Annotated in this window: 10 protein-coding genes; all 10 read right to left on the reverse strand. The window is 38.1% G+C overall.

Features of this window, described 5'->3' with window-relative positions:
* A partial coding sequence (gene dinB / locus HMPREF0518_RS08295) for a DNA polymerase IV (RefSeq protein ID WP_003627760.1) occupies nucleotides 1–695 on the reverse strand: 695 nt, incomplete at its 3' end.
* Entirely contained in the window at nucleotides 688–2,139 is a 1,452-nt protein-coding gene (zwf, locus tag HMPREF0518_RS08300) for a glucose-6-phosphate dehydrogenase (RefSeq protein WP_003627761.1), read from the reverse strand. The genes zwf and dinB, both read right to left, overlap by 8 nt.
* 133 nt (nucleotides 2,140–2,272) lie before the next feature.
* Nucleotides 2,273–2,698, reverse strand: a complete 426-nt coding sequence (gene yajC / locus HMPREF0518_RS08305; RefSeq protein WP_003631553.1) for a preprotein translocase subunit YajC — start codon at nucleotides 2,696–2,698, stop codon at nucleotides 2,273–2,275.
* Nucleotides 2,699–2,756: 58 nt separating this feature from the next.
* Entirely contained in the window at nucleotides 2,757–3,773 is a 1,017-nt protein-coding gene (gene ruvB, locus HMPREF0518_RS08310) for a Holliday junction branch migration DNA helicase RuvB (RefSeq protein WP_003627765.1), read from the reverse strand.
* 48 nt (nucleotides 3,774–3,821) lie between these two features.
* Nucleotides 3,822–4,412: a Holliday junction branch migration protein RuvA gene (gene ruvA, locus HMPREF0518_RS08315; protein WP_003627766.1), complete on the reverse strand. Its 591-nt coding sequence runs from the start codon at nucleotides 4,410–4,412 to the stop codon at nucleotides 3,822–3,824.
* Nucleotides 4,413–6,323: a DNA mismatch repair endonuclease MutL gene (gene mutL / locus HMPREF0518_RS08320; protein WP_003627767.1), complete on the reverse strand. Its 1,911-nt coding sequence runs from the start codon at nucleotides 6,321–6,323 to the stop codon at nucleotides 4,413–4,415.
* Complete coding sequence (gene mutS / locus HMPREF0518_RS08325) at nucleotides 6,323–8,899, reverse strand: DNA mismatch repair protein MutS (RefSeq protein WP_095662299.1); 2,577 nt, start codon at nucleotides 8,897–8,899, stop codon at nucleotides 6,323–6,325. Before mutS ends, mutL begins: the two co-directional genes overlap by 1 nt.
* Nucleotides 8,900–9,079: 180 nt before the next feature.
* The gene (gene groL, locus HMPREF0518_RS08330; RefSeq protein ID WP_003627769.1) at nucleotides 9,080–10,702 is read right to left on the reverse strand and encodes a chaperonin GroEL; all 1,623 of its coding nucleotides are present in this window, start codon (nucleotides 10,700–10,702) and stop codon (nucleotides 9,080–9,082) included.
* Between the two features lie 53 nt (nucleotides 10,703–10,755).
* The gene (gene groES, locus HMPREF0518_RS08335; protein WP_003627770.1) at nucleotides 10,756–11,040 is read right to left on the reverse strand and encodes a co-chaperone GroES; all 285 of its coding nucleotides are present in this window, start codon (nucleotides 11,038–11,040) and stop codon (nucleotides 10,756–10,758) included.
* Between the two features lie 236 nt (nucleotides 11,041–11,276).
* Nucleotides 11,277–11,885 (reverse strand): site-specific integrase (locus HMPREF0518_RS08340; protein WP_244855812.1); only part of this gene is annotated, 609 nt, incomplete at its 5' end.

Consider the following 11,885-nt stretch of genomic DNA (forward strand, 5'->3'; position numbering starts at 1 on the left):
AACTTTTTAATTAAGACAAAATCAGCAACTTTTTGCAAATCTGCACCTGTATAAATCCCCATCTCATGTAGCTGTTCTTGAGTTTTTGGCCCTACACCTGGGAATTTTTCAATTTTTTGCATCCCCAAAAATTGTTTAGCTTCATACGGCAAAATAACTGTTCTGCCAAAAGGCTTGGCATATTCCGAACCCATTTTGGCTAAAAATTTATTATATGAAACGCCAAAAGAAGAATTCAGTCCTAACTCCGTTCGAATCCGGCGTTGTAATCCAATTGCTAATTGAACTGCCAAATTTTGTCCTAACTTATTATGAGTGACATCGAGATAAGCTTCATCTAAGGCGATAGATTCCACCTTATCTGTAATCTCATGCATAAAGGAATGAATTTTAGCTGAGACGCTTCGATATTTCTTAAAATCAGGTCTTACAAAAACTAGCTCTGACTTAGGAATCAACTTAACCGCCTTAATTGCGGGCATTGCCGAATGAACGCCGTATTTACGTGCCACATAATTACAAGTTGCAACTACGCCATGCCCACCATTATTACGGGGATCCTGCCCAATGACCAATGCCTTATTTTTTAATTCAGGGTTTCTCTGAGTTTCAACTGAAGCGTAAAAAGCATCCATATCCAGATGAATAATCCGGCGATGGATATCATTTTGTGGCAATAAATTTTGCTTATTCATAAATCCAATGTTCCGTTGGAGTTTCGAAGATATCGTTTGCTTCCTTTGGTCCCATTCTATATGGCAAATATTGGGCGATTTTAGCATCGCCTGTTTCATTTTCTTTTTGCCAATCAGCTTCAACAGAATCAATAAATTCCCAGTAACGCTTCAATTCGCTCCAATGGGTAAAGTTAGTTAAATCATTGACAAAAACATCCTGCAAAAGTCGCTCATATCCGTCTGGGACTTTAGCCATTTCAGACTTTGAAAATTCATAAGTTAAATTTTCACATCTAATTCCTGGTTGATCAATCTTTTTACCATTTATGGTGATATAAATCTTGCTAGTAGGATCGATTTCGATCGTAATTTTGTTGGAATAGGCTTGACCATAAGGATTATTGATGTGCTTTAATACGATATCAATTCGACTCTTCTTTTCCTTAAATTCCTTACCAGTTCTAAAGTAAATTGGCACCCCAGCAACTGGACCTTCTTTAAATTTAACTTTACCGGCTACAAAAGTTTCAGTAGTTGAGTTTTCATCAACATTTGGTTCTTGTCTATAAGCAAAAGTAGTATCACTACCTAAATATTGGCCACGAACAAAATACTTTTTTACTTCTTCTGGACTAGGAATAATCATACTTTCAAGCAAAGCTTGCTTAGCTTTGTGAACACCAGCAGAAGTTAAATCTTTAGGTTCTGGCATAGCAAGCAAAGTAATGATTTGGAAGATATGATTTTGGACCATATCGCGTAAAGCACCGGAAGTATCGTAATAACCACCACGTGCTTCAACTCCCAATCGCTCTGCCAAAGTAACTTGAATATTTTTAATATAATCAGCTGACCAAATATTTTTGATCAAAGGATTGGTAAAGCGCATTGGCATAATATTCTGTACCATTTCCTTGCCCAAATAATGGTCAATTCTAAAAATATCCTCTTCATTAAATGAAGCAGTAATTTCCTTATTTAATTTTTCGGCAGATGCCAAATCATGACCAAATGGCTTTTCTAGGACGATACGGTTAAATCCGCTGCCTGTTAGGCATTGGTCATTGATATGTGTAGCAATTGTACCGAAGAATCTTGGAGCCATTGCCATGTAAAAGAGACGGTTGCCATGTGCGCAGTAACGATCATCTAATTCTTGAGCTAATTTTTTCAGTGTCTCATAATGTTCAACATTAGTGACATCATGTGATTGATAGTAAAAATGGCTGGCAAAATGCTTTAAACTATTTTCATCAACATCATCATGAGTCTCATGAACAGCGTCACTAACTTGTTCGCGTAAATATTCGTGTGACCAAGGTCTACGAGCTGTTCCAATCACAGCAAAATTATCATGAATTAAGCCTTGTTGATACAAATTAAACAAAGCTGGGTAGAGCTTACGGTGAGCTAAATCACCACTACCACCAAAAATAATCATAACTACAGGAATATTTCTCATAATACTATCCTTTTCCTTAACTTGCTTTTTGAATCATTACTATTTTACAACAAGCTTTTTCATTGCAAATCAAAAAGCGCCTAAATTGACGCTTTTACAATTATTAATAAATTGACGCTTTTACAATTATTAATTATTTATCTTCTTTAGTTTCATCTGAAGCATCAGTAGTCTTAGTGTCAGTTGCACTAGTATCTTCCTTAGAAGCTGTATCTTCAGTCTTATCTGCTGCAGGAGCATCATTTTCTTCAACTGGTGCTACGGCAGGGATAATGCGACGAACGGCCATTCTTTCGAAAGTTAAGTAAATACCATCTGCATCTACCACAATGGTCTTGTCGCTGTTGATCTTATCAACCTTAGCGTGCAAACCATCAACAAGGACAACGCCGTCACCCTTCTTCAACTTGTCCATCATTTGCAATCTTTGTTGTTGTTGCTTCTTTTGTGGACGAATCATACCAAAGTAAGTAAAACCGATCAAAACGATGAATAAGATGATCATCATCATGTTGCTGCCACCAGCAGCGCCAGCATTTGCTAAAAATAAAGTATTCAAATCTTTCACCTCATAAAACTATTGTCTAGATATTATATCTATTATACAGAAAATAACATTATTTATCACCTGGAACTGGCAAACCCAGTTGCAAATATGCCTTGTCTGTCACCATTCGGCCACGTGGCCCAAGCAAAATAAATCCATGCTGCAACAAATAAGGCTCATAGAGTGATTCGATCGTTTCCATATCTTCACCCACATTAGCAGCTAAAGTTCTAATTCCAACCGGTCCGCCATTATAGCCTTCAATCATTGTCCGCAATAAACGACGATCAGTTTGATCTAATCCCTCATCATCAACTTGAAGCTGCTTCAATGCACCTTCAGTTGTAGCAAGAGAAATTGTCTTTTCACCTTTAACTTCGGCGAAATCACGAACCCGCTTCAAAAAACGGTTGGCTACACGTGGCGTTCCCCGTGAACGACGAGCTAGCTCATGAGCTGCTTCGGGTGCAATGGAAGTATGGAAAACATCGCTTGATCTTTGGACAATCTTTTCAAGTTCATCAATTGTGTAGTACTGCATGTGTTCGACAATACCGAATCGATCTCGCAAAGGTGCGGACAATTGCCCAGCCAAGGTCGTTGCCCCAATCAAAGTAAATGGTGGCAATGGCACATGAACGGCATGAGTAGTCTGTCCTTCACCAATTACAATATCAATATAATAGTCTTCCATTGCAGAATACAAAACTTCTTCAACAGGCTTAGCAAGACGATGGATTTCATCAATAAACAGCACATCCCCTGGATCAAGGTCTGAAAGCAGAGCTACTAAATCGCCTGCTTTTTCAATTGCTGGACCACTTGTACTCTTTAAATGCACACCCAGTTCATTTGCAATTACAAAAGCTAAAGTCGTCTTACCTAAGCCTGGTGGTCCATAAAGCAAGACATGGTCCAAAGCCTCATCACGCTGTTTTGCGGCTTTAATATAAATGGACATTTCCTTTTTAACCCGTTTTTGACCTAAATATTGATCTAAAGTTTGGGGTCTCAAAGATAATTCCATTGCCTCTTCTTCAGAGTTTTCTACTTCACCTGAAGTTACTGCATCTTCATTTTCTACCATCAGTTTCACTTCCTTACTTATTATCAATCTTTACCATTATAACAAGATCTACTTCTTAAGCAGTAATGCCAAGCCTTTTTTAATATATTGATCGGCTGTATCCGCATTAACTTCTTCAAGCTTAGGAGTAATTCGATCTAATTCTTTTTGAGTATAACCCAAGGCAATCAACGCTAACAAGGCATCATTCAATGCTGGTGGGATATTTCCTTGTTCTTCATCTTGACGATCAAGTCGAGCAACATAATCGCGTAGCTTGCCCTTCAAATCAAGCACAATCTGAGAAGCCGTTTTTTTACCCACACCAGGGAAACGAGTAAGATACTTAACTTCTCCCTGCTCAATTGCTTCGGCCAAAGAATTGGCATCTTCAGCTGCCATGATAGCCAATGCGCTTTTAGGGCCGATCCCACTAACGCTTAACAGCTTAAGAAAGAGCTCCTTGTCATCTTCGCTTTGAAAACCATACAAGGTAATTCCCGTATCTCTTACAACTTGTTCAATAAAGATTTTAGCTTTATCTCCCTTTTGATAGGCGAAAGGAGTTGGACTATATACCTTATAACCTACACCATTTACATCAACTACGATATAACTAGGCGTAATGACTGTAACTATTCCTTCAAAATATTCGTACATTTATTCACCTTTCTTGAACATTTTTCTTAATTCATTTTGACTTATCCGCACTAAAATAAGGCGACCGTCTGCATCGTGATACGGATCGGACGTTTTACGCAAATCTGTGATAATTTGTGTACCTTCTGCAGCGGATAAATTAATTTTGCCTTTAACACTGCGTTTTGCTTCTAAAGCTGCCACTCGTTTAAATAAATTTTGTGTTTTGCCTTTATCAAGATTTAAATAATTATCCAAAATTTCACGAATGGATTCTTCAACATGATCGTGGATCCAGGTAGGATATGAGCGCACAATAAAACTATTTTGACCAAATTCATCTAAATATATACCTAGCTGTTTAATTTGATAAATCTTATCCTTAATTTGTAGAAAATCTAAATTGCCAAATTCTAAAACAATCGGTGTCAGTAAGCCTTGTTGAACTATTTTTTTAGAGGTAATAGTTTGATAAATCTGTTCAAACTGAAGACGTCTTCTGGCTGCCACTTGGTCAATCAAATACAAATCGCCATCATTTTCAGCTAGCAAATATGTATCAATTTTTCCCACATAAGCAAGACGCGGCAAATTATTAGCAAGAGTTTCATCCCCAGTCGAAATAACTTCTTGATCCACCTTTTTATTGCTAAATGGCATCAACTTCTGCTGCAAAGCAACATTCTTATCCCAAGTTTTAGTAATGATATATTGATCATCTTCCCGAGGAATATTGATATCCACATAGTTATGCTCAGTTTCGTTCTTAGGCTCTTCAGAATTTTTAGCTTTTTGTTTTACTAAAAATTCTGGCTTTTCAGCTTCTTCATGAACTTCTGGCGTTTTACGCGTTGTATTAACAACATCTTGATTCAAGTTGAATTCTAATTGATCAACTAGAGTCTCACGTTTATTTTCTAAATTGGCAAAACCACTGCTTTGTTCAGTTTTGTCTAGCAAAGCATCGCTAATGGCACCAGTGATCAAACGACTGAGCTCTTTTTCCTTAGATAAACGAACCTCTTGCTTGGTTGGATGGACATTCACATCCACTAGCATTGGATCAACGTGAATAGCGATCACAACGATTGGATAATGACGCGCTGCTAATTTTGAGCCATAACCATCCATAATGGCATTATTTAATTGAAAGTTCTTAATATAACGGCCATTCAATAAAATCGAAATAAAGTTGCGCGTAGAGCGTGTTAATTCAGGCTTGGACATTAAGCCTGTAATCTTAAAATCGCTATCTTTTGCTTCAAAACTTTCCATTTTTTCAGCAATATGTCGACCGTATACATTGGCGACTGTTTGCTTCAAATTGCCATTGCCAGTTGTTCTGAATAAAACTTTGCCAGTATTCGACAAGGTGAATGAAACATGTGGATAACCTAATGATAAACGGTTAATGATATCCACAATTTTCATAATTTCGGTCCGCGGACTACGCAAATATTTTAATCGAGCAGGCGTATTAAAGAACAAATCTCGAACTGTAATTTTAGTCCCCTTTTGTGACGCTGCATCTTCTTGGCCCTTTTTACTGCCGCCACTAAAGTCCGCCTTAATTCCAATTGCATTTTCTGTAGCCGTTACAATTTCAACATGGCTAACAGCGGAAATTGAGGCTAAAGCTTCACCGCGGAATCCTAAAGTAGAAACTTTAAACAGATCATGCTCATTGCTAATCTTGCTTGTAGCATGCCTAGTAAAGGCTAAATCTACTTGGTCACGTGCAATACCAGTCCCATTATCTTGAACTACGATTTGCTTTAATCCGGCATCAATAAAATCGACTCGAATTCTAGTTGCACCCGCATCTAATGAGTTTTCCACAAGTTCTTTAACTACACTAGCAGGACGCTCTATTACTTCACCTGCTGCAATCTGATTAGTTAAATTTTCAGATAGCTCGTGAATTTTAGCCATTATTTATCATCCTTCAAGTCTTTTTGCCAATTAGCCACCATTTGCATAATCTGCAGTGGTGTCTTATCAGCTAAATAAAGATTAGAAATATCATCCAGCACCTCTTGTTCCGCATCGGTCATTGGACTGTTTTCACTATCGTTATCATCCACTTCATCAGAAGCAGCTTCCGGTTGGGCAAATAAATCTAGCTGTTGGCTAACTGGAGCCAATTCACTGCCTTGTGCTTCTAGACGCTTTAGCAACTTAGTTGCTTCACGTAAAACGGTACGTGGCAAGCCAGCAAGCTGTGCAACATGGATACCATAACTTTGATCAGCAGGACCTGGCAAAATCTTGTGTAAGAAAATTAACTTACCGTTTTCTTCAGTTGCACCAACATGGATATTTTTCAAATAATCCAGCGTTTCATCAAGACTTGTTAATTCATGATAGTGAGTGGCAAAAAGTGCTTTAGCTCCTACTTTATCATGCAGATATTTAACAATTGCACCTGCTAAAGCCATACCGTCATAAGTAGCTGTACCACGTCCAATTTCATCGAATAATACAAGACTGCGTTTAGTAGCATATTGCAAAGCATCATTTGCTTCACTCATTTCCACCATGAAAGTACTTTGACCAGAGATCAAATCATCGGCTGCACCAATACGGGTAAAAATTTGATCAAAAATAGGCAAAGCAGCACTATCAGCGGGAACAAAAGAACCAACTTGGGCCATAATTGCAATTAATGCCATCTGCCGCATATAAGTACTCTTACCTGACATGTTTGGTCCAGTAATCAAAAAGATATTTGTAGCAGAATCCATCTTCACATCATTAGGAATGTATGAACCTGCAGTCATTACTTTTTCCACAACCGGGTGACGGCCATTAACGACATCAATGTCTTGACTATCAGTATGGAAAGATGGACGACAATAATTATTTTGTTCAGCAACTGTAGCGAAGCTACAATAAACGTCCAAGGCAGCTAATTGATTGCCTAATTTTTGCAAAGCAGGAATGTACTTCTTAACTTCATCACGCAATTGAACAAATAAATCATATTCCAGATCAGTTGAGCGAGTTTGAGCCTCTAATATTAGATTTTCGTGTTCTTTTAACTCTGGGGTAATGTAGCGTTCGGCATTAGTTAAGGTTTGCTTACGAGTATAGCGATCAAGAGGCACCTTGCTCTTGTTACCATTAGAAACCTGAATATAATAACCAAAGACCTTATTGAAACCTACTTTTAAGTTTTCAATTCCTGTCTTTTGACGTTCATCAGTTTCCATTTGAACCAGCCATTTTTTACCATTATTCATGGCATCCCGATAGCGATCAAGCTGTTTATCCACACCATCTCTGATTAATCCACCTTCTGTAGTTAAAAGCGGTGGATCTTTTACTAAAGTTGTAGAAATTAATTCAGCAACACCCTTTAAAGGATCAATTTTTTTGGCAAAATCTGTCAAAACATCACTGTCAGATTGATTGAGAGCATCAAGAATAACTGGGACTGCTTGCAAAGAACGTGATAATTGCAATAATTCACGGGCATTTACATTTCCAAAGGCAATCCGTCCTGTTAAGCGTTCTAGGTCATAAACGCCCTTTAAGGCATCAATAATGTTTTCACGAGTGAAATAGCCATCAAGCAATGCTTGGACCATTTTCTCACGATGATTAATGATATCCACGTTTAACAATGGACGGGCCAACCACTGCTTAAGAAGACGACCTCCCATGGCTGTATGAGTTTTATCCAATACCCAGAAAAGTGAGCCCATCTTTTTACCGGTCTTAGCTGATGCCACTAATTCCAAATTATTTTGTACAGTGTGTGACATCTGCAAATATTGATTTACTTCATAGCTCTTAGCAATTTGTAAGTGGGCTAAACTTCTCTTTTGGGTTGAAAGCAAGTAGCCAACTAATTGACGCGTTGCAGACTTTTCTGCTCCATTAGTCAAGTTTTGTTCAACGTAAGAAATTTCCGCATGTTCGCCTTCAATTGGTGTAGGTGCAGAAACCGTAATATTAGCCTTGTGCATAAAGTCTTTGTTTTGCTCAGTTAATGGACCGTTATACACAACTTCTCTTGTTCTTAAAGACAAAAGTTCATTAGAAACTGCGGCGAAACTCTTTAAATGAGTAGAATAAATTTCACCGGTGGATAAATCACTGTAAGCTAAACCAAAACCACTTTTAGTAGTAACCACAGAAGTTAAATAATTAGAATCCTTAGCATCATTAGGTCCTTCATTCATCATGGTACCTGGAGTTACTAACTGAATGATGCCTCGCTTTACCATGCCTTTAGCTTTTTTAGGATCTTCAAGTTGTTCACAAAGAGCGACTTTATACCCTTTTTCAACCAAAGTATTCACATAAGTATCCACAGCCATGTGTGGAACGCCTGCCATTGGAATAGGGTTCTTGGTCTTATTTGATCGATGAGTCAGAGTTAATTCCAGAATCTGTGCCCCTTTAACCGCATCATCTTCAAATAATTCATAAAAATCTCCGACGCGATAAAAAAGAAAGGCGTCAGGATATTGTTTCTTGATTTCATAATACTGCTCCATCATAGGAGTTGTTTTCTCAGCCATTTACGTCCCTTTCCTATTTTCATCTAGAGTAAGTTACTGTTAAGTATTATACGCTATAAAGGAAGAGAAAAGAAAAACTTCGAAGCTGAACTTTTTTCAACTTCGAAGTTTTTAATATTTATTTTTTTGAAATAGAGTGAGAGTGTTGGACTGTTTCAATTACATTCCCATTGGAGCACCTGCACCGCCTTGAGGAGCAGCTTGCTTTGGTTCAGGAATTTCTGCAACAACAGCTTCAGTAGTAAGAAGAAGAGCAGCAATTGAAGCAGCGTTTTGTAAAGCGGTACGAGTTACTTTGGTTGGGTCGATAATACCGGCATCAACCATGTTCTCCCACTTGTCAGTAGCAGCGTTGTAACCAATTTCGTTTTCTTGGTGTTCAAGCTTATCTAAGATTACTGAGCCATCTTTACCAGCGTTTTCAGCAATTTGACGAACTGGTGCACTCAAAGCTCTAAGAACAATGTTGATACCAGTTTGTTCATCAGTGGTTTCACCCTTAACTTCACGAACAGCCTTTTCAACATTTACTAAAGCTGTACCACCACCAGCAACGTAACCTTCGTCAACGGCAGCACGAGTTGAGTTCAAGGCATCTTCAATTCTGTAACGACGTTCTTTAAGTTCAGTTTCAGTAGCAGCACCAACGTGGATAACAGCTACACCACCAGTTAATTTAGCAAGACGTTCTTGCAACTTCTTCTTGTCGAAGTCTGAAGTTGAGTCTTCAATTTGCTTTCTGATAGTGTCAACACGTTCGTCAATGGCTTCCTTTGAACCAGCACCGCCAACAATAGTAGTTGAGTCCTTGGTTACAGTGATACGACGAGCTTGACCTAATTGATCAATCTTGGTGTCCTTAAGTTCAAGGCCAAGGTCTTCAGTGATTACAGTACCACCAGTTAAAGCAGCGATATCTTGTAATTGAGCCTTACGACGGTCACCAAAGCCAGGTGCCTTAACAGCAACAACGTTGAAAGTACCACGGATCTTGTTCAAAACAAGAGTTGGAAGAGCTTCACCAGTTATATCGTCAGCAATGATCAACAATGACTTGCCTTGTTGAACAATTTCTTGAAGTAATGGCAAGATGTCTTGAATGTTTGAAATCTTCTTGTCAGTGATCAAGATGTATGGATTATCAAGGTCTGCTTCCATCTTGTCGTTGTCAGTTACCATGTATTGTGATAAGTAACCACGGTCAAATTGCATACCTTCAACTACTGAAAGTTCAGTGTTGATACCACGTGAGTCTTCAATAGTGATAACACCATCGTGACCAACCTTTTCCATAGCATCAGCGATCAAAGCACCAATTTCTTTAGAAGCTGATGAAACAGCAGCAACGTTAGCAATTTGATCCTTTGATTCAACCTTGTGGCTGATCTTGTGAAGTTCATCAACAGCAGCCTTAGTTGCCTTTTCAATACCGCGACGAATACCAACTGGGTTAGCACCAGCAGTAACGTTCTTCATACCTTCACGAGCGATAGCTTGAGTCAAAACAGTAGCAGTAGTAGTACCGTCACCTGCGATGTCGTTAGTCTTTTGAGCTGCTTCGGCAACTAACTTAGCACCCATGTTTTCGTAGCGGTCTTTTAATTCAATTGACTTAGCAATAGTAACACCATCGTTAGTGATGTCTGGGTTACCGTAACTTTGTTCCAAAACAACGTTTCTACCCTTAGGACCAATAGTAGTCTTAACAGTATCAGCTAACTTATCAACACCCTTTAAAAGTGAACGTCTTGCGTTTTCTGAGAATTTAATATCTTTTGCCATAGATTATCTATGCCTCCTTAATCTCGTATTTTAATTTCTAATAATTGCGTCAATTATTTTGCAATTGCTAAAATGTCTTTTTCATGAAGGACTAAGTACTTTTCACCTTCGTATTCAACGTTGGTGCCAGAGTATCTATCGTAGAGAACTACGTCGCCTTTCTTAACTGACATAGGAATCTTTTCACCGTTTGATGCGTAAGCACCTTCACCTACGGCTACAACTTCACCTTCAGTTGGCTTCTTCTTAGCGTTAGATGCTAAAACAATACCACCAACAGTCTTTTCTTCTTCATCTTTAACTTTTACGATCACACGATCACCGATTGGTTGTAACAAGTTTAATCCCCCTTATAATTAGTTTTTCTTTTAGAAACTTTGATACTTTTGTTATTGATTAGCACTCTTATTTCTTAAGTGCTAACTTACAAATATGATAATACCCTGTTTCATTAAAAAAAGCAAGAAAAATTAGCACTTTTTTACAAATAGTGCTAATTTTATTTTTTGCCTTACAGTATCAAGCGTTTAGAGCATTTCTAAAAAATATTGTTCCGAATATTGCTACTTTTGACCTAGTTTTCCATGTATTGAGCAAAACTCAGAGCCGTTTTGTCCTGTTTGTCCTTAGTAACGTGAGTGTATATGTCCATTGTAGTTTGAATGCTTGCATGTCCTAACCGTTGTTTTACGTCTTCCATAGGAACACCCGCATCAAACAATAAAGAAGCGTGAGTATGTCTAAAACCGTGTATTTTGATACGTCTTAGCCCGTTCTTATCGCAGATTCTTTTATTCCACACCGCTACAAGATTTGGACGCACAACCTCATTATCGAAGTTTTGAAATACTACTTGCTCTTTATCAAAAGGATTAAAGCCTAGCCGTAGCAAGTCCTGTCTTTGCTGAAAACGCCACTCTTTTAATAATTGCATCGTTCTAGCATCCATAGAAATTGCTCTGTTTCTTTTGGTTTTCGTGGTATTGTTGACCACTACTCTATGCTTGTTACCAATAGAAACCGTTTTGTTAATGCTAATAATATTACTAGTAAAGTCAATATCTGACCATTTAAGCGCTAATGCTTCACCTTTGCGCATTCCACTATAGGCAAGCAAGCGAAAGAATGTATATATCTTAATATTCTCATTTTTAGACGCTGATTGTAAAATTAAATTGAACAC

Origin of the sequence: Lactobacillus helveticus DSM 20075 = CGMCC 1.1877 (genome assembly GCF_000160855.1) — a bacterium.
Lineage (GTDB): Bacteria > Bacillota > Bacilli > Lactobacillales > Lactobacillaceae > Lactobacillus > Lactobacillus helveticus.